Source organism: Desulfobotulus pelophilus (assembly GCF_026155325.1).
GTDB lineage: Bacteria > Desulfobacterota > Desulfobacteria > Desulfobacterales > ASO4-4 > Desulfobotulus > Desulfobotulus pelophilus.
The window spans coordinates 64,652-83,816 of the sequence record NZ_JAPFPW010000005.1; the positions used below are offsets into that span (position 1 = coordinate 64,652).

A 19,165-nucleotide genomic window follows, 5' to 3' on the forward strand; every position below is an offset into this window, starting at 1 on the left:
CACCCAAGCGAGGTTTTCCCATGTTTCAAGAACGCATCTCCCCCCTCCACACCCCCGCCGCTTCCGGGGAAGCACGGGGCTTCATTGAGTTTCAGGGACTTCAGGAACTCTGGTTCCATACGGGAACAGACTGCAACCTCAGCTGTCCGGACTGCTTTGAGCATTCAGGGCCGGGCGTGCACCGCCTTGCCCCCGTTACCCTTGAAGATGTAAAACCCTTCATGGCGGAAGGCCTCAAGACCGGAGCCAGACAGTTCTCCTTTACCGGCGGGGAACCCTTCCTCAACAAAGAAATCATCCCCATTCTGGAACATGCCTTAAATATCGCCCCCTGCCTTGTGCTGAGCAACGGCACCCGGCCCATGCAGGCCCGCCTTGAGGCTCTTCTTCCCCTGAAGGAAAAACCCCATCGCCTCACCTTCCGCATCAGTCTGGATCATCCGGATGCCATCCGCCACGATGCGGGCAGAGGAGAGGGCATGTTTGAACTTGCCCTGACCGGCATCCGAAAACTTCTCGACGCAGGCTTCGGGGTTTCCGTGGCCTGCCGCAGGGAAGACGGGGATCGCAGTGAAGCCTATCGAAAACTTTTCAAAGAAAGGGGCCTGCCCGAAGACCTGCACCTTGTGAGCTTTCCGGATCTTCAAGAAAAAGATACACCTGAAATCACACAAAGCTGCATGCAGACCTGCCATACCCCAAAAACCAGTGCCGCTTTCATGTGCGCCTTCAGCCGCATGGTGGTGAAAAAGAAAAACCGGATGGCCGTCTATGCCTGTACGCTGGTGGACAATGACGCCGCCTATGACATGGGAGAGGAGCTGGAACCCGCCCTTAAAGCCCGCACCATTCTGGCCCACCCCCGATGCTTCACCTGTTTTGCCGGAGGCGTTTCATGCAGTGAACTCTAAGGGATTTGAAACGTACTGATATACTGCCCGTGAAGTTCACGGCTCTCGCCTGAAATGAAGAATCAAATTTCAATGATGTATATTGGCAATTTTCATCTCCCTAATGGAAGGGAATCCCCATGAAAAAGCAGCTGCCCATATGGCTCAAACCCCTGATTTTTGTTCTGGGTCTGGGCGTACTCATCGCAGGCGCACGTTTTGCCGGGCTGGACACCCAGCTTGGCAACCTCAGGGAATGGATTCAGGGCTTAGGCCTGATGGGTCCTGTGATTTTCAGCCTGCTCTATGCCCTTGCCGCGATTCTCGCCATACCCGGTTCTGCCCTCACCATCATGGCCGGTGCCCTTTTCGGTTCCATTACGGGCAGCATTTCCGTCATCATAGGAGCCACCCTCGGGGCTTCCCTCTGCTTTCTCATTTCCCGCTACCTTGCACGGGATGCTCTGGCAAAGCTTCTGGAAAACAATGAAAAATTCAGAAAACTCGATGATCTTACGGAAAAAAACGGGGCCATCATTGTGGCCATCACCCGTCTGGTGCCCCTTTTTCCCTTCAACCTGCTCAACTATGGTTTCGGACTCACCCGCATTCCCTTCAAAATTTATGTTTTCTGGTCCTTTTTCTGCATGATGCCCGGAACCATCCTTTATGTGGTGGGAACGGATATCATCACAAAGGCCATCACCGAAGGCAGAATTCCCTGGCCCCTTGCGGCTGTCTTCCTCCTTGTTTTCGTACTGCTCTTCTTCCTTGTGAAGAAGGCCCGACAGAATATGCGGGGCTGAGCCATGAAGATCCCAAACCACGGACTTTTCCCCGATGATGCGGCCAACCGAAAGCTCCTCTCCCTTGTGCATCCGGACAACTGGCAGAACCCTTCCCCCAGCCCCTGCTACAACCTCGTGGTGCTGGGGGCCGGATCTGCGGGTCTCATTTCCGCCATTGCCACCGCTTCCCTCGGCGGCAGGGTAGCCCTTGTGGAGCGCCATCTCATGGGCGGGGACTGCCTCCATACGGGCTGTGTGCCCTCCAAAAGCCTCATCCGCTCCGCCCGTGTGGCGGCAGACCTGAAAAGGGCCGGAGATTTCGGCCTTTCTCCACAAAGCGGTGTGCGGAAAGAAGATTTTTCAAGGATCATGGAACGCCTCCGCAATATCCGGGCGGACATCGGCGAAAACGATGCTGCCGCCCGGTACCGGGATCTGGGAGTGGATGTCTTTCTGGGGGAAGGTATGTTCACAGGCCCGGATACCCTTGATGTGGCAGGCCAGACCCTGCGCTTCAAGAAGGCCGTCATCGCCACGGGGGCCTCTGCGGTTCCGCCCCCCATACCGGGTTTAAAGGAAACGGGTTTTCTGGACAATGAGACCCTCTTTTTCCTCACGGAAAGGCCCGAAGATCTCCTTGTCATCGGAGGTGGCCCCATCGGCTGCGAGATGGCCCAGGCCTTTGCACGGCTGGGAAGCCGGGTGAGCCTCGTTCAGGATACCCGCCTGCTGCCCCAGGAAAGTGCTGAGGTTTCAAGGCTCATGACGGAAGTTCTGGAAGAAGAAGGCATACAGCTCTATACGGATGCCAGCATATTGAAAGCTGAAGAACTTCCCGATGGAAGAAAAAGCCTGGTCCTGAACCATGGCGGGCAGGAAATCCGCCTTGATGCGGAAACCCTCCTTGTGGCTGCAGGCCGCAAACCCAGGGTGGAGGGGCTGGGACTGGAGAAGGCCGGAGTGCGCTACAACACAAAACAGGGTATTCTTGTGGATGATTTTCTCCGCACCAGCAACAAAAGAATCTACGGGGCCGGAGACTGCTGCATGGCATGGAAGTTCACCCACGCAGCCGATGCTTCCGCCCAGATTGCCGTACAGAATGCCCTTTTCATGGGCAGAAAACGGGTCAGCCGTCTACTGATGCCCTGGTGCACCTACACGGACCCGGAGGTGGCCCATGTGGGCATGGGGGAAAGGGAGGCCGAAACCCTTGGCATTGAGGTGGAGACCTTTACCTTTCCCATGGAAGAAAATGACCGGGCCAAAACCGAAGGAGAGAAAAAGGGCTTTGTATCCGTGATGGTGAAAAGGGGAAGCGACCGGATTCTCGGTGCCACTATGGTTTCCTCCCATGCCGGAGAAAGCATCGGGATTTTCACCACAGCCATGGCAGCGGGCATGGGCCTTGGCGCACTGGCTTCGGTGATCCACCCCTACCCAACCCAGGCCGAAGCCATCCGCAGGGCAGCGGGGCTTTACAGAAAAAGCCGCCTCACCCCAAGAATTGCCGCTCTGCTCCGGGGCTGGCTGGATATGGCCAGAAAATACTAAAAAAGGACACTTGCTCCATGACGGATCTCTCCTCTCCGGATACGGTACAGCTTTTGCTTTTTACCCGTTATCCCCGGCCTGGCAGCAGCAAAACCCGACTCATCCCCGCCCTCGGGCCTGAGGGAGCCGCAGCCCTCCAGCGGGACATGACCCGTTTCACCCTGAAGGAAGCCCTGAAAACGGGCTTTCCCCTTGAAGTGCGCTACACCGGAGCAAGGGCAGAGGACATGAGAAACTGGCTGGGCGAAGGGTTCAGTCTTGCGGATCAGGGGGACGGGGATCTGGGAGAACGACTGGACAGGGCCTTCAGGGAGCATTTTACTAAAAAAACGCGCTTTGTGATTGTACTGGGTGCGGACTGCCCGGAGAACCGCGCAGACAACATCCTTGCCTGTGCCAAAGCCCTTGGCCAGAAGGACTGGGCCATCGGCCCTGCCAAGGACGGCGGATACTACATGCTGGGCATGGGCCGCTATCTGCCCCGTCTCTTTCAGGGCGTGGACTGGGGAACATCCAAGGTTCTGGCCCAGACCCTTGCCGCAGAAAAATCCGCCCCCTTCCTCCTTTCCTGCTTAAGCGATGTGGATGAAAAAGAAGACATCCCGGCAAAAATCTCCGTGATACTCCCCACCCTCAACGAGGCCGCCTTCATCGAAAAAACCCTGAGCTCTTTGGGGCAGGGTTTTCATGTGGAAGTCCTTGTATCCGACGGCGGCAGCCGGGATCGCACACCGGAGATTGCCCGATCCTGCGGGGCAGAAGTGCTGACATCCCCTCCGGGACGGGCCGGACAGATGAACTACGCCGCAGCCAGAGCTTCGGGCAGCATTCTTTTTTTTCTGCACGGGGACAGCCTTGCCCCGGAAAACTGGGACAGGGATCTGCGCCAGATCCTGAAGCAGCCGGGTGTGGCTCTGGGGGCCTTTCAGTTCGGCCTTCAGGAAAAAATCCCCGGCATGGATCTTCTGATCCGGGCCGTCCGTTTCCGGTCCTGCCGGATGAAAAGACCCTACGGCGATCAGGGGCTTTTCATGCATAAAAGCCTGTTTGAAGAGCTGGGGGGCTTTCCCGATGAGCCCATACTTGAGGATCTCCTTTTGGTAAAAAAGGCCCGAAAACGGGGCAGAATTGTCATGGCTGCCTCTTTTGTAAAAACATCCGCCCGCAGATGGCAGCAGAAGGGGCTTTTGCGCACCACCCTCATCCATCAGGCCATCCTTTTGGGTGCAGCCATGGGTCTTTCTCCCAGCAGACTCATGAAACTGCTGCGGCGATAAGAAATTTTCCTGAGGCCGAGCCATGGCTGAAGTCATGGCATCAGGGTAGCTTTTGATACACATCCTTCCGGTGACCAATTGCTACGACCCATATGGTAAGCTCATTATCCTGAATTGAATACACAATACGGTATTGCCCCTGCCGCAGACGGTAACGATCCTGCCCGGTCAGTTTTTCATAACCCGGAGGACGAGGATTGTTTTCAAGGGACTTTATACGCTCAAGGATTCTTATGACATCCTTTCCTCTGATGCCTAAAAGATCCTTTTCTACGGATTTTCTGAATAATATTTTATATTCGACCATCTTTTTTCAGCCTTTTTACCATTTCATCATAGCTGATCAAAGGCTCATCCATCCGGTTTTCGAATGCAGCAAGATCTGCGGCATCTTCGGCAAGGGCTTCTCGGATAGCCGAATTAACAAGGTCCGATATGGAACGGGACGTTTCAAAAGCTTTCAACTTAAGGGCTTTATGAAGCATTTCATCAAGATAAACTGTGGTTCGCCTGGTCGTTGTTTCCATAGGAGTACCTCCATTCGTTTGACAAAAATATAATGCCATAGCGTTTAAGCATCAAGACGTTTTTTAAATAATTTAGAAAGCCCCCTGCTAAAAAAGCAGATGCAACAGGCACCATCTCCGAAAAAACCATTGCCTCCATCCGCCAGGACCGGCAATGGGATCAGCCCGTTACCGCCATGCTGAACAGGGAGGTGCCTTCTGTCTCTCCAGAAGACCGCCTGTGCCATGCCCTGCTTCTCATGTCCCACTCGGAAACCGGTCTTTGCCCTTGATTATAAAGGGAAAGCTTGCGGGAGAAATCACCATGGCTTCCATTATTTTGAATATGTATTCATTTTAACCTGAACAAAACAGCTATCCATTCAATGGAAGTTAAAACCAAAGGCCAGCCCCACAACAATGTCATGACCTCAAGGAAATAAGACTTTCATGGGCAACGCCTTGCAAAAAACAGCTGAGCATCCTATGAGAGAATCCAGACGCAAGAATCATAGGCCGAAGAAAACGGGCTGAGGAAAGCACTAAAAACCGGCATGGGATTTCAAAACCAGATCTTGAGTTATTTTAAAAAGCTTTGTTATCAATCAAATAATGGTTCATTCTGCTGTGAAAAAATAAAGAAAAAACTAACAAAGGTACAGAAACAGGCACGGAATGCAGCCAAAAAAGAGCGCCAGAAAAAATACCAGTGGATTTTTATCAATGGAAAGCAGGTCAGAATCAAAAGACCTGAAACCATAGACGGAATCCCTGCGGATGAATTCATAGCGAACAATGCCGATCCTCTGTGGTTGCATAGGAATGGATTCTGGGAGCTTATCAAAGAGGAAGAGCCCCTTTCCGATTCATATACTCCGGTTCGGTGTGTGGAGGAAGATGAGGACGGCATTCCATTTTAACTAAAAAAGCAGAGCTCAAAGATATAAAAACTTGTAATTATGGACAATATTTTTCTAAGTGCATAAATTTTTAAGGGCAACTCGTGAAAAACACAAAAGGAAGAAATTGGACAAAAGAAGAGCTTTTAGTAGCTATCAATCTGTATTGCAAAATTCCTTTTGGTAAAATCCATCAAAAGACCCCTGAAATCATAGAATTAGCAGAGCTTTTAGACCGTAGCCCTGGATCTGTAAGCTATAAACTTGCCAATTTTGCCAGCATAGATCCATCCCTTCAACGAGAAGGAGCTTCCCATGTCAGTAAATTAGATATTGAAGTATGGAATGAATTCTTTCTTAACTGGGAAGAAATGAGTTATAAAAGTGAAATAACCCTCTCAAAAATCAAAGAAGAACAAACAGAAATTTTTCCAGCAGGAACAAACAAAGAAGCCTTTGTAAGGGTGAGGGTAAACCAGAATTTTTTTCGCAAAACAATTCTGGCCTCCTATGGGGGCTGTTGCATAACCGGTCTATCTATCCCAGAACTTGTTGTTGCAAGCCACATTGTACCTTGGTCTGTAGATGAAAAAAACCGAACCAATCCAAGGAATGGTTTATGTTTGAACGCACTACACGATAAAGCCTTTGACGCTGGTTTAATTTCTATCTCCGAAGATTTTACTGTTGTAGGGTCTAAAAAGCTCTTGTCTTTTGATACGAACGGAATAGAGCTAATTACGGATTCTATTGGCTTACAAATCAACATGCCAAAACGTTTTTTGCCGGATCAAAATTTTCTTTCTTATCACAGAAAACATATTTTTCAGGGGTAATAAAAAAATTCAAATTACCCAAGAAGAAAATCAATAACATTAACAATCTTAATACCTTCATAGTCATTGGGTATAACCTTATCCATGGTGAGAATCATTTTCGGGTAATTGTCGGAGATGGCCTGAAGGGACTGCAACTCCCGCTTCCGGGTATGTTCATCCATGATGCTTGCGGAAACCTGAACATATAATTTTTCCTTCAGCCTGGTTGCAATGAAATCCACCTCCAGCGTCCCAACCTTGCCCACAGCCACATCATAGCCCCGCCTCAGCAGTTCAAAATACACTATATTTTCAAGCACATGACCATAATCGGTATTTCTCAGCCCTGTCAGATGATTGCGAATCCCCATGTCAACAATGTAGAACTTTTCCAGTGCCTTTAAAAAAGCCTTTCCCTTCAGATCATACCGCCTGGCCCTGTAGATGATGAAGGCGCTTTCAAGCATTTTAAGGTAGCTGTCTATGGTCTCGCTGGATGTTTTTCTGCCGCTGCTTGTGAGATAATCACTTATTTTTTTTGTGGAGACAATGCTTCCAATGTTGGCAGCGATAAACTTCAGCACACTTTCAAGCAGGGTCGCATCCCTGACTCTGTTACGTTCCATGACATCCTTCATCAGAACCGTATTGCATATGCCGCTGAAAAATGCCGGCAGGGTTTCAGGAACATCCATCAGATCCACAACCGTGGGGAGCCCGCCCAGCTCCAGATACGCATTAAAGGATGAAAGAAGATCTCCATTCTGATGCTGGCCGGTAAAATCCAGATATTCCCTGAAGGAAAGGGGAAGCATGGGGATTTCCACATAACGCCCCGAAAGAAGCGTAGAAAGTTCAGAGGAAAGCAGAAAGGCATTGGAACCTGTGATGTAAATGTCTGTGTCCGCATCCACCGAGAAAGCATTGATTGCTTTTTCCCAGGAATTGACCTGCTGCACCTCATCCAGGAGAATATAATATTTTTCAGTAGTTGGCATTCTGCTCCGGATATGGCTGTGCAGTGCTTTATAATCCGTAATGCCATCGAATTCAAAGGATTCAAAATTCATGCGGATGATCCGGTGCGCTTCCACTCCGCTTTTTTTCAGGTGCGCTTCAAAAAGGGAAAGAAGGGTGGATTTTCCACAGCGACGGATACCTGTAATCACCTTGATCAGGGGTTTGTCTTTGAACTGTATGAGCTTTGTCAGATAAAGATCTCTTTTTTTCATGCATCCTCCTTTTTTTAGAGAATACCTGAAAATAAGATGCAAAAAAACAATTTTTTCGGTTATAATCGAAAAACTTTACAGATCGGCATTTCAGTGTGATGGGCCCTTGCCAAAAGTCGCCGTAAAGCCCCTCGCTTTAGCCATGGAGAGGTTCCGTGTTTCGGGATAACCCTCACCTGTAAGTGCCTTGAGGTTTTTTTTATGGCCTGCCGGGCATGGAATACGATAATATGGCTCAGGCTACAGGAATACAGAAATTGCAGCTTACAAAACCCAAAAAAAGCGGGAGTGATATGGGGGATCAAAAAAAAGGCATTCCCAGAATAGAATCCTTAAGAGTTCTGAACTACAGGGCTTTAAAAGAAATTACCCTGGACAGACTGACACCCGTGACAGTTCTTCTTGGGCCAAATGGAAGCGGTAAGTCAACAATTTTTGATGTGTTTAATTTTCTGTCTGAGTGCTTCCGGTATGGGCTGCGCCATGCATGGGATCGCAGGGGCAGAAGCAAGGAACTGAAAAGCCGTGGCTCAAGCGGTCCCATCGTTTTTGAGCTGAAATATCGTGAAGCTCCAAAGACTCCTGTTATTACGTATCACCTGGCTATAGATGAAGGAACCAAAGGGCCGGAGGTGGTGGAAGAGTGGCTTCAATGGCGACGGGGGAGCAAAGGCCAGCCGTTTCGCTTTCTGGAGTTTAAAAAAGGCATTGGACGTGCCGTCAGTGGTGAAGTACCCGATGCCGATGATGTAAGAGCGGAAAGTAATTTGCGTTCACCGGATCTCATTGCAGTGAATACACTGGGACAGCTTTCAGACCATCCCCGTGTGGCCGCATTGCGTGAGTTTATTACGGACTGGTATGTCTCTTATTTATCCATTGATCAAACCCGAAATCAGCCGGAAGCCGGACCCCAGGATCGTTTGAATAAGAATGGTGACAACCTGCCCAATGTCATCCAGTATCTGAAGGAAAACCATACGGAAAGGCTGGAGCAGATATTTGCCATACTCAGGAAGCGAATTCCTCGCCTGGAACGGGTGGATGCCGATCTGATGCCGGATGGACGATTGCTCCTTCAGATCAAGGATGCCCCGTTCGAAAAACCGGTACTTTCAAAGTTTGCATCTGATGGCACAATGAAAATGCTGGCCTATTTAACGGTACTTTATGACCCTGAGCCCCCTCAATTTGTAGGGATCGAAGAACCTGAGAATTTCCTTCACCCCCGACTGCTGCCTGAACTGGCAGAGGAGTGCAGGGCTGCTTCTGAAAAAACGCAGCTTCTAGTTACCAGCCATTCTCCCTTCTTCCTTAATGCAATGAGAGCTGAAGAGGTGCGGGTTCTTTACCGGGATGAGCAAGGCTTCACCCATGCTGTTAAAGCATCGGAGATACAGGGAATTCCTGAAATGCTTCAAGCCGGTGCAAGCCTTGGCCACCTCTGGATGGAAGGTCATTTTGGCTTTGGTGATCCCCTTATCAACTTCGGTGCCCCCAGGAAAAAGAAGCGGAAGGGGGACAAGTGATGCTGGAAAAACTGCTTGTTTTTGTGGAAGAATATTCCATGGAAGCAGCATTGGAGCTTCTGCTTCCCAAAATGCTTGACGGAACAGATTATCAGATCATTTGTTTTCAATGCAAAGACGACCTCTTGAAACAACTGCCTGTACGACTGAAAGGTTATAGCATCATGGATGCCTGAGAATTGGTCTGTCCTTGTTCTGGTAGACAGAGATGATGATTGTTCGGTTCTTAAACACAAACTGGAACAAGCAGCCATCCGTTCTGGTTTTATAACCAAAAGAAGTGCAGCCTCCGGACAGCGTTTTAATATTACCAACCGTATTGTCATAGAAGAACTGAAAGCATGGTATTTTGGGGATTGGAACGCAGTCAAAGCCGCTTATCCAAAGGTTCCCGTTACGATTCCCCAAAAAGCTCCCTATTGCAATCCCGATGCAATAAGCGGTGGTACCTGGGAGGCCCTGGAACGTGTGCTGAAACAGGCCGGGTATTTTTCAACCGGTTTACGCAAGGCGGAATGTGCCCGGGAGATTGCCATGCTCATGGATATTCATCAAAACAGATCTGGCAGCTTCAATATTTTCCTTACTGCGATACAAGCCATTTCACGCGGAAATCTTACGTGAGGGCATGGACCTGAGGCCCACTATAAATGGAGCGGTGCATGAAATGCTGTGACAATAGCCTGAATTATTAAATTGATTGCTCGCTAATTGCTGCATGCTCAATTATGTAGGCAATTCAAAGGGCAATTTAAGGCATCTGAATAAGTACATCGACTCTGCCCAAAACAATCCCCTACCCACAGACAGGCCTTGCATGAAAACAGATCCGAATATCCGGAACAACCCATCGGAAGAAAAAGCCTCTCTTTCCCTCATTCAAACCCTATGCGTTGCAGGAACGGCATCGCTGGCCATTTTCATGGTGAATCTGGATGCCACGGTGGTGAATATCGTGCTGCCGGAAATCAGCAGCCTCTTTGGTATCCGTACATCAGAAGCTTCTATATTTGTTCTTTCCTACCTGCTGGCCCTCACGGGCACGGCCCTGATCTTTGGCCGTCTCAGCGACATGAAAGGACCGGAAAAAATCTTTTTTCTGGGATACGGGACCTTTGTGCTGGGTTCTCTTCTCTGTGCCTTTTCATGGAATGTCTGGTCCCTTGCCCTTTTCCGTTTTGTTCAGGGACTGGGCGGAGCCATGATCTTTGCCACCAATGCGGTGATTGTCATCCGCTACCTTCCGGAAAAAATCCGTGGGAGGGCCTTTGCCTTTAACGGTATGATGGCAGGTATCGGCTTTGCTCTGGGTTCCCCCGTGGGTGGCTTTCTTTCCCACCACTTTGACTGGCGCATGGTCTTTCTGGTGAATATTCCCGTGGGGCTGGCTGGTCTGTTTCTGGGCATGTACTGGCTGAAAAAACGGGAGCTTCCAGCTGTCCGGGGAAGCTTTGACAAAGCCGGTGCCATCACAAGTTTTCTCTGTCTCTGCTTTCTTGTCTTCTCCCTGCACTCATGGGAAGAATCCCTGTATCTTTCAACTGAAATTATCGGGGGACTTTCCATTGCCCTTGTGGCAGGGTTTCTTTTTGTAAGGTACCAGCAGAGATCCACCCATCCCCTCATGCCCCTTTCCCTTTTTCGCAATGGCCCCTTAAATTTTGCTCTGGCAGGAACGGCCTGTTACTACATTCTGCTGCAGGGGCTGGCCATTATATTCCCGTTTTATTTCATCGATGCCCGGGGCATGACGGCCTTTGCCACGGGAAATCTTCTGTTTATCAGCCCCATGATTTCCATGCTCATCACCCCCCTGGCGGGCTGGCTCTGTGACAGAATCGGCTCCCGGATTCCGGCCATGGGCGGAGCCGTTCTCTTTATTGCCGCCTGCATTTTTTTCCTTAACCTCACACCAGCCTCTTCCACAACCTGGCTGATGACCTGCCTTGTACTTTACGGGCTTGCCATGGGCTTTTACTGCGCCCCCATCCTCACCCTCACCATGTCCCACGCCAGACCGGAAACTTCCGGTGTTCTCTCCTCTGTTAAATCCGTTCTGCCATCCATTTTCGGTATGATCAGTGTGGGCATTTACGCCACCCTTTACAGCACCGGTGAAAGTGCCGGGGGGATCATGGAGCAGGCTGCTTCCCAACAGGGCTTTCACACCATTATATGGGTGAGCCTCGGTGTCAGCCTTTTTTGTTTTGCCGTTACCTTTTTAAGCAGGGATGGCAGTCCCCAGCCATAAAAATCCTGCTCCCTTTTTCCATTCTTTCCGCCAGCCCTTTTTCCTATGGAAGAAGGGTTGGCTCCCTCACAAAAAACAAACAAAAACCATATTTCATCCTGACAATCTCTGCGTAAGGTGCCTTCCGATACTGGCGGAGAAAAGCGGACAAACAGTCTGTCCCTTTTCTTGATGAAAAACCTTTTTATCGGAGTGTCCGGATGAAGTTCTGGGGAATAAAATCCTTTATGGTATGTTTGTTTGCGGCAGCTGGAATGATGGGTGTCTTTCTGCCTGCCACCGGAGTACATGCGGGTGAAATCACCGTGTATACCTCCTATGAGGAAGATGAGGCCGCAGCCTTTCTTGCCGCTGCCCGGCGGGATTTGCCGGATATCAAAGTGAATATGCTGCGTCTTTCCACAGGAGATCTCCATGCCCGCATGCTGGCGGAATCCGCCAATCCCCGCCACGATGTAATCTGGGGCTGGGCTGTAACCAACATGGTCGATCCCCGGATTCTTAACATGCTGGAACCCTACCAGCCGCAAGGCATTGAAAAGGTACCCGCACGGTTCAGGGATGCAAAGAACCGCTGGTTTGCCACCACAGGATACATGGCTGCTTTTTGCGTGAACAATGAAGTACTGAAACGCAGAAACCTGCCCATGCCCACCTCATGGGAAGATTTGCTGAAGCCCGAATTCAAGGGTGAAGTGGTCATGCCTAACCCTGCCAGCTCCGGTACCGGTTATCTTCAGATTGCCTCCATCCTGCAGATGAAGGGAGAGGAGAGAGGCTGGCGTTATCTGGAAGCTTTGGACAAAAATATTGCCCAGTATATCAAAAGCGGTTCCCGGCCCTGTAATGCGGCCAGTGCCGGTGAATTTGCCGTGGGTGCCTCCTTTGCCCTTCGGGCCATCAAAAACATTGATGAAGGATTTCCCATTACCATGGTCATTCCTTCAGAAGGTGCCGGCAATGAGCTGGAAGCCACAGGGCTCATGAAATCCTCCCGCAACAAGAAGGATGCAAAGCGTTTCATTGACTGGGCACTTTCTGCCAATGCGGTAAATGAATACTATAAGTGGAAAGAAATCGTTACCGTAAGTGGTGGCACCATGCCAAAGAACTTTGTGGCAGCCGGTCTTCCCGAAGACATCGGTTCCGTGATGGTGGACATGGATTTTGACTGGTCTGCGACAAACAGGGACCGGATTCTCAATACCTGGCAGCAGCGGCTGGAACGCTAGAAAAATCAGAGCTGTACGGGCTTTTTGCCTGTGCAGCTTCTTTGTTTTGCGATGGAAGGGATAAGCATGTCTTTGGAAATACGGAAAATAAGCAAGTTCTTCGGGGGGATGAAGGCGCTGGATGGCGTATCCTTACGCGTTGAAACAGGAGAAATGATCTGTTTTCTTGGCCCTTCTGGCTGCGGCAAAACAACCCTGTTGAGAATAATAGCAGGCCTTGAATCTGCCGATGGGGGCAGCATATATCTGGATGGCAGGGATTTATCATCGTTCCCTGCAAGGAAGCGCAATTTTGGTGTGGTATTTCAGTCCTACTCCCTTTTTCCCAATTTAAGCGTTGCCGCCAATGTGGCTTACGGTCTTGAGTGTCGCAGGTGGCCGGGGGCGAAAATCAGAACAAGGGTGGAGGAAATGCTTGCCCTTGTGCACCTTGGGGACCATGCCCGTAAACTTCCCCACCAGCTTTCGGGCGGTCAGCAGCAGCGGGTGGCTCTGGCAAGGGCGCTTGCGCCGGAACCTTCCCTTCTGCTTCTGGATGAACCCCTTTCCGCACTGGATGCACAGGTAAGGGAAGAGCTGCAGGAAGAAATACGGCGGGTGCAGCAGCATCTGAAAATCACCAGCATCATGGTAACCCATGATCAGGAGGAAGCCCTTTCCATGGCCGACAGGGTAATGGTGATGAAAGACGGCAGGGTGATGCAGACGGGAACTCCCATGGACATTTACAGAAAACCGGAAAACTCCTTTGTGGCGCAGTTTATCGGCAAAATGAATGTTCTTCCTGCCCAGAAGGAAATACCCGTTCAAAGCCATGTGGCTGCAGAGGGCAGCAGGCCAAGGGTCATTGGGATTCGTCCCGAAGATGTGCAGATTGCCTGCTGCAGCAGGGAAGAAGGCACTTTCAACGGTGTTGTGGATCAGGTGGTAAGGCTGGGTAACCTTACCCGCGTGAGCCTGCGGGTGGGAAATATTATGGGTGGGGAGAATGATTTTACGATTGTATCGGAATTGCAGGGCATGGGGGATGGACTGGAAGTGGGTGCCAGCCTGCCGCTCTGCGTTCAGCCGGAAAATGTGAGGGTACTGGAATGGCATTGATTCGACAGGAAGAAGAACCTTCCCCAAGACTGTTTCCCCGCAGGATGTTGATGATGATTACCCCTGCTGTTTTTGTACAGAAAATGAAACAGATGGATGGAGAAGCTCTGCTCAAGGGACTGATGCCTCTGCTGGTGGCGCTGCCCCTTGTTCTTTTTGTACTTTACCCCATGGTGCATATCCTTGGCCGCAGTTTTCAGACTCCCGAGGGCACGGGTTTTGGCAACTATATTTCCGTTATGGGAACATCACGTTTTTTGGGTCTTGTGTACAACAGTTTTGCCGTTACCCTGATGACAACGGGAATTACCCTCATTCTGGCCTATATCTATGCCTATGCCATACAGAGAACCCGTATTCCCTTTAAAAATTTTTTCCGACTTCTTGCCCTGATTCCGGTGTTTGCTCCCTCTCTGGTTCAGGCCCAGGGGCTGGTTCTTCTGCTGGGCCGCAATGGCCTGATCAACCGCACCTTTGGCACGGATTTTTCCATTTACGGATACTGGGGAATTGTCATTGCCAGTGTTCTCTATGTGTTTCCCTATGCCTTTCTCATTTTTTCCGCCTCCCTTGCCATGGCGGATAACCGCCTTTACGAATCCTCCCGCATTCTGGGGGCAGGCAGTGTCAGAACCTTTCTGAAAGTAACCCTGCCTTCCACCCGCTTTGCCGTCATGGCATCGGGATTTGTGGTGTTCACTCTGGTAATGACGGATTTCGGCAATCCCATGGTTATTGGCGGAGATTACAGTGTACTGGCAACGGAAGTATATAATCAGGTGATAGGACAGGCAAACTTTGAGCTGGGCGCGGTCATCGGCATGATTCTGCTGCTGCCCGTGGCACTGGCTGTTGGACTGGAAAAGTGGCTGACACGAGGTGGAAATATGGAGATCTCCGACCGTGCCCAGCCCTTACAGATTCAGCCCCATCTTCCAAGGGATCTTGCCTTTGGCAGCTTTGTTCTTCCCATGGCATCTGTCATTCTCGCAGTGGTGGGTGTGGTGATTTTTGCAAGCTTTACCCATCTGTGGCCCTATCGCATGGAGTTTTCCCTGCGTCACTACAATTTTGATGTGCAAAATGGCATGGCTCCCCTGTGGAACAGTATTTATATCGGGCTGATGGCAGCCGGTACCGGTGTGATTGTTGCGGGTCTGGGTGCATGGGTTACGGAACGCTGCCGCACATTCATGGACGGACCTTTGTATTTTCTCTGCATTGCACCCGCAGCCATTCCCGGCATGGTGCTGGGCCTTGGCTATGTGCTGGCCTTTAACCATCCTTCCAGTCCCGTTTCCATGCTCTATGGTTCTCTTCTGCTTTTAGCCATTTGTAATGTTTATCATTACCATGCCCAGGGTTTTCTCATCGCTTCCACCAGCATGAAACAGATAGCAGGAACCTATGATGAGGCTTCCGCCGTTCTGGGCGGGTCTTTCATAAGGACCCTGCGCAGAATCACCCTGCCCCTGATGTGGCCCACCCTTGTGGGGGTGGCGGTGTTTTTCTTCATGCGAAGCATGGTGACCCTCAGTGCGGTGATTTTTCTCCTAACGTCTTCCACGCAGGTGGCGGCCGTTTCTGTTCTGATGCTGGAAGATCGGGGTGCTGTGAATCAGGCGGCCGCATTTTCCGTATGCATCATGGCTGTAGTGGTGGGTGTGCTGCTGGTGGCAAGGCTTCTGCTCAATGCCTTCGGATACAGACATGTCTCTTTGATTCGGTAGGGCCGTATGGCATTTTGACATGAAACTGACCGCAGGCAGACAGAGGTATAGGCATCCGGTTGAGAAAAGCCGGGGTTGTGGATTCAGAATAAGACGACAGAAAACGATGCAGGCGAACCCTCTGCAGGGCGGTACCGCAATCTGCTTGTGGCCTGCCGGGGGGACGGATAAGCAGCTCGTTGGTTTTTTTCAGGTGAAAAAAGAGTCCTCGTGCAGACACAGAAGAATGCATATTCCGGGCAGACCTGTCACGGCAAGAAAGACAAGACTTCTTACGCGGCTGGATGAAGGCCGGTTCCGGTTGAGCACCAGATACAGGAGCATGGCAAGAACGATGCCTGCAAGGGAGCCGACACCGCCCGTATGCAACTGTAGTGTGGCCTGATTCTGCCATGGGCTTTCAAGGCTCAGGACGAGGGGGAAAAGAAAGTCCTTTATGTGCCGGACACTATTGTTTTCATGGGAAAAGGGTAGCGTGAAGGAGTGAATGGGCTGATAAGCCCTGTCCATGGCTGTGGCATGAACCTTTTTTCCCTCCGTGAGGATAAGGGTGCGGTAAAGGGGATTGACGAGAAGTTTTATGTTCATACGATCCGGGTCGTAGCCGGCGGAGGGCAGCGGAATCAGTTCATAGTTATGCCAGGTTATGAGAAAAATTCCGCCTTCTTTTGTAATCAGAAGGCCGTAGAACTCCCGCCTTTGGTTTTCGGAGATAATGATATCCAGAATGTCCATATCGGGTGGAATGGCGGTTTTGCGGATGTGCGGTTGATCCAACACCCTGCGGATGTGAAATACCTGTTCTTTGCTGTCTTGCACAAAGTAGCCCTCATCAAAGGGCTTAAGATTGGTGGGGTTACCACTGATCAGGGTGGCGGGAAAGACAAAACCCTCTGCCTTCAGGTTTTCCGTAAAACGATGGGAGAGAGTCTCGTCTTTGCGGTTTGTGTCTGCATGGATGAACTCCATGCCATTTTTTGTAAAGCGGAATACATCTTCGGGAAAGGGAAGCATGGTTACCGCAGGATTGTTGTTGAAGAGAGGATAGATGGGTATCTGCGGGTATCTGCCTCTTATATCTCTGGCCTTAATCTCAAAGGACTGACGGTGTGTCCGTACGGCTTCACTGTCAAAAACCGTTCCTGCAAGCTTCAGGGGTTCTTCATTTCTCAGTTCGTAATTTCGAAAATAGACAAAGGGAAGAAGATCTTCCCATTCCTGACGGCTGAATTCCCTGCCGCTTTCATCTGCGTACAGGAACTGATGACTGCCAAGGGACTTTTGATAGACAAAGTTCTTTTGCACCGGACTGAAAAAAACAAGAGGTTCTTCGTGTCTGGGAGTCCATACTTTATCAAACAAGGCAGGCAGTACGGAAAAGGTGGCGATCACAGCTATGATCAGGGTACTCCAGCGGGAGATGTGGTTCAAAGGCATCATGCACCTCCCTGACGGAATCGGCGGCAGGCATCAAAGATACCCGGAAGAGCCAGGACTGAAAGCATAAAAAGGAAGGGAAGAACCGGGGAAAGCCAGTTATAACCGCTGCCGGTGAAGTGGACTGCCGTAAGGCTTGCGAAAACAAAGGCATGAAAAATCCTGCGGGACGGGGAAGGTTCAAGGAGAAGGTGCACTCCACCGAGATAGGCAAGAAACCCGGCACATATCCAAGGAAGAAGGGTGGGAACGGATGCCCGGGCTACTTCTGCCGGGAAATAGTTGAAGAGGAGAATGCCTGTGAGTAGTATGTCCAGACCCGTAATGGCAGCGAGATGAAGGATGCCTGCAAGCAGGCTGAGAAAAAGCATGCGGTTTTGATTCATGGGAAGATGAAGAGAAATCCGCATTCTGCGGCCGGAAACTTCCGGCAGAAACTGGGCTGTGGCCAGCACAAGTCCTGTTATCAGAGGGAGATATCGCAGGGGTTCATAAAACAGGGTATGCAGGTGGATGGCCTGATACCAGACCATTTCCGCATGTTCCATGTGAATGATCTGCCGGATATCCAGGAATATTTTCATGCATACGCCAAGATTAACCAGAAGGGCAGCCGTAAAATACCAGCGGAGCTTGAGCCATTCCTTCATAAAAAGGGATTGCCACATGTCAGTATTTTCCCATCAGTCCGATGAACCCGTCTTCCAGGCTCATGGGGACCTGTTTCAGATCCAGAGGGCGGATGCCGAGACCGGCCAGATGCCCGGCCAGTTCTTCTCTGTCACCATAGGAGTAAAGGGTAGTTATGTTCCCCCTCTGTTCCATGCCGGTGATGAGGGTGTCTTCGCGGATATTCTGCCCGTTTTCAGCTGTGAAGGTGAATTTTTTGAAGGCAGTCATGAATTCCTTGAGCGATGTTTTCATGATGCGGCCCTTATCCAGAAAGAGCAGGGTGTCTACCAGCTGTTCCAGATCCTGAACAATATGACTGGTTACAAAAACCGTTTTGTCACCGGAAGCCACAAAATCGTGGAGAACATCCAGAAACAGGCGGCGGTAACCCGCATCCAGTCCCATGCTGTAATCATCCAGAATGAGCAGGTCGGGATTTTGGGCCATGATTACTCCCAGTACCACCTGGGACCTTTGTCCACAGGACATCTGGCTGACTTTATGACTGGGCGAAAGGCCCATCCGGCTCACAAGATCATGGAAGATTTCCCCGTTCCAGTCCGGGTACCAGGCCCGGAAAAATTTTTCAGTCTGGGTGATGGTCATGAATTCATAGGCCTGATGGCCTTCATGGAGCAGACCCACACGCTTTCGTAAGGCAGGAGAAAGGCTGTGGGAATTTTCTCCCAGTACCAGACAGCGGCCTGAACCGGGTTTGAGAAAACCCATGAGTATGTTCACAAGGGTGGTTTTGCCCTGACCGTTTTTACCCAGAAGACCGCATACGGACCCCGTGGGAACGGAAAAGCAGAGATCCTCATAAACGGTTTTGCCATTATAGCGGTGGCAGAGATGGCTGACTTCGATGGCGTTCATTATCGGGAAATCTGCCTTCCGGGCACGGTGACCCGGTGGTCGGCACCGGCGTCAAAGACTACCACAAAGGGTGTGCGTGGCTTGGTAAATGTAAACGCGGAGTCTTCTCCCATGCGGCCCTGCATCAGAATCCGGCTGTCCGTGGATTCTACACGCATGGACACACCCGAAGCGGAAGAACCATCGGAAAAACCACCCTGGCATGTGATGGTATTATCTCCATTATCGTTGCACAGTACCATGGCCCTGTGGGCATGGGCCGGAAGAGCAGAGGTAAGCAGCAGAGCTGTTAGAATAAAACGTTTAGCAATCATGGTTGATGGTCCTTTGCGGAAGATTCCTGTGCGGGTGGATTGCCATCAATCAGTGAATA

The 19,165-nt window shown here is 50.6% G+C and carries 19 protein-coding genes; 12 read left to right on the forward strand and 7 right to left on the reverse strand.

The window, feature by feature from the left end; translation table 11 throughout:
• Positions 1-20 precede the first annotated feature (20 nt).
• The 4 genes from OOT00_RS05980 (at position 21) to OOT00_RS05995 (ending at position 4,509) form a co-directional block, all read left to right on the forward strand.
• Complete coding sequence (locus OOT00_RS05980; protein WP_265424406.1) at positions 21-911, forward strand: radical SAM protein; 891 nt, start codon at positions 21-23, stop codon at positions 909-911.
• 119 nt (positions 912-1,030) lie between these two features.
• On the forward strand, positions 1,031-1,696 hold the full coding sequence (locus OOT00_RS05985) for a TVP38/TMEM64 family protein (protein ID WP_265424407.1): 666 nt from the start codon (positions 1,031-1,033) through the stop codon (positions 1,694-1,696).
• Between the two features lie 3 nt (positions 1,697-1,699).
• Positions 1,700-3,232, forward strand: a complete 1,533-nt coding sequence (locus OOT00_RS05990) for a mercuric reductase (RefSeq protein ID WP_265424408.1) — start codon at positions 1,700-1,702, stop codon at positions 3,230-3,232.
• Positions 3,233-3,249: 17 nt separating this feature from the next.
• Positions 3,250-4,509: a TIGR04283 family arsenosugar biosynthesis glycosyltransferase gene (locus OOT00_RS05995; protein ID WP_265424409.1), complete on the forward strand. Its 1,260-nt coding sequence runs from the start codon at positions 3,250-3,252 to the stop codon at positions 4,507-4,509.
• 40 nt (positions 4,510-4,549) lie between these two features.
• Here the strand turns inward: OOT00_RS05995 and OOT00_RS06000 are convergent, their stop codons facing one another.
• Positions 4,550-4,816, reverse strand: a complete 267-nt coding sequence (locus tag OOT00_RS06000; RefSeq protein WP_265424410.1) for a type II toxin-antitoxin system RelE family toxin — start codon at positions 4,814-4,816, stop codon at positions 4,550-4,552.
• A complete protein-coding gene (locus OOT00_RS06005) occupies positions 4,803-5,036 on the reverse strand; it encodes an RH3 domain-containing protein (RefSeq protein WP_265424411.1) in 234 nt (77 codons plus the stop codon). The genes OOT00_RS06000 and OOT00_RS06005 overlap by 14 nt, the downstream gene beginning before the upstream one ends.
• A 982-nt stretch (positions 5,037-6,018) precedes the next feature.
• Between OOT00_RS06005 and OOT00_RS16400 the strand changes: the two genes are divergently transcribed.
• The gene (locus tag OOT00_RS16400) at positions 6,019-6,750 is read left to right on the forward strand and encodes an HNH endonuclease (protein ID WP_265424412.1); all 732 of its coding nucleotides are present in this window, start codon (positions 6,019-6,021) and stop codon (positions 6,748-6,750) included.
• Between the two features lie 14 nt (positions 6,751-6,764).
• Here OOT00_RS16400 and OOT00_RS06015 read toward each other — a convergent pair whose 3' ends face one another.
• A complete protein-coding gene (locus OOT00_RS06015) occupies positions 6,765-7,964 on the reverse strand; it encodes an ATP-binding protein (RefSeq protein WP_265424413.1) in 1,200 nt (399 codons plus the stop codon).
• 293 nt (positions 7,965-8,257) lie between these two features.
• On the opposite strand from OOT00_RS06015, the gene OOT00_RS06020 reads away from it, so the two are divergent.
• The 7 genes from OOT00_RS06020 to OOT00_RS06050 all read left to right on the forward strand — a co-directional run bounded on the left by OOT00_RS06020 (position 8,258) and on the right by OOT00_RS06050 (position 15,807).
• Positions 8,258-9,493, forward strand: a complete 1,236-nt coding sequence (locus OOT00_RS06020; protein ID WP_265424414.1) for an AAA family ATPase — start codon at positions 8,258-8,260, stop codon at positions 9,491-9,493.
• Entirely contained in the window at positions 9,493-9,669 is a 177-nt protein-coding gene (locus OOT00_RS06025; RefSeq protein ID WP_265424415.1) for a hypothetical protein, read from the forward strand. Before OOT00_RS06020 ends, OOT00_RS06025 begins: the two co-directional genes overlap by 1 nt.
• Positions 9,662-10,117 carry a DUF4276 family protein gene (locus OOT00_RS06030; RefSeq protein ID WP_265424416.1) on the forward strand — a complete coding sequence of 152 codons (456 nt, stop codon included), beginning with the start codon at positions 9,662-9,664 and terminating at the stop codon, positions 10,115-10,117. The genes OOT00_RS06025 and OOT00_RS06030 overlap by 8 nt, the downstream gene beginning before the upstream one ends.
• 193 nt (positions 10,118-10,310) lie before the next feature.
• Positions 10,311-11,744 (forward strand): MFS transporter, encoded by a 1,434-nt coding sequence (locus OOT00_RS06035; RefSeq protein WP_265424417.1) that lies wholly within the window; start codon positions 10,311-10,313, stop codon positions 11,742-11,744.
• Positions 11,745-11,971: 227 nt separating this feature from the next.
• Positions 11,972-12,976 (forward strand): ABC transporter substrate-binding protein, encoded by a 1,005-nt coding sequence (locus OOT00_RS06040; protein WP_265424418.1) that lies wholly within the window; start codon positions 11,972-11,974, stop codon positions 12,974-12,976.
• Between the two features lie 66 nt (positions 12,977-13,042).
• Positions 13,043-14,077 carry an ABC transporter ATP-binding protein gene (locus OOT00_RS06045; protein ID WP_265424419.1) on the forward strand — a complete coding sequence of 345 codons (1,035 nt, stop codon included), beginning with the start codon at positions 13,043-13,045 and terminating at the stop codon, positions 14,075-14,077.
• Positions 14,068-15,807 (forward strand): ABC transporter permease subunit, encoded by a 1,740-nt coding sequence (locus OOT00_RS06050; protein WP_265424420.1) that lies wholly within the window; start codon positions 14,068-14,070, stop codon positions 15,805-15,807. The genes OOT00_RS06045 and OOT00_RS06050 overlap by 10 nt, the downstream gene beginning before the upstream one ends.
• Before the next feature lie 189 nt (positions 15,808-15,996).
• On the opposite strand, the gene OOT00_RS06055 is transcribed toward OOT00_RS06050, so the two are convergent.
• The 4 genes from OOT00_RS06055 to OOT00_RS06070 are packed head-to-tail and all read right to left on the reverse strand — an operon-like array spanning position 15,997 to position 19,106.
• Positions 15,997-17,247, reverse strand: a complete 1,251-nt coding sequence (locus OOT00_RS06055) for a DUF4857 domain-containing protein (protein ID WP_265424421.1) — start codon at positions 17,245-17,247, stop codon at positions 15,997-15,999.
• A complete protein-coding gene (locus tag OOT00_RS06060) occupies positions 17,244-17,912 on the reverse strand; it encodes a hypothetical protein (protein ID WP_265424422.1) in 669 nt (222 codons plus the stop codon). Before OOT00_RS06060 ends, OOT00_RS06055 begins: the two co-directional genes overlap by 4 nt.
• Before the next feature lies 1 nt (position 17,913).
• The gene (locus tag OOT00_RS06065) at positions 17,914-18,792 is read right to left on the reverse strand and encodes an ABC transporter ATP-binding protein (protein WP_265424423.1); all 879 of its coding nucleotides are present in this window, start codon (positions 18,790-18,792) and stop codon (positions 17,914-17,916) included.
• The gene (locus OOT00_RS06070) at positions 18,792-19,106 is read right to left on the reverse strand and encodes a hypothetical protein (protein ID WP_265424424.1); all 315 of its coding nucleotides are present in this window, start codon (positions 19,104-19,106) and stop codon (positions 18,792-18,794) included. The genes OOT00_RS06065 and OOT00_RS06070 overlap by 1 nt, the downstream gene beginning before the upstream one ends.
• Positions 19,107-19,165: the final 59 nt, after the last annotated feature.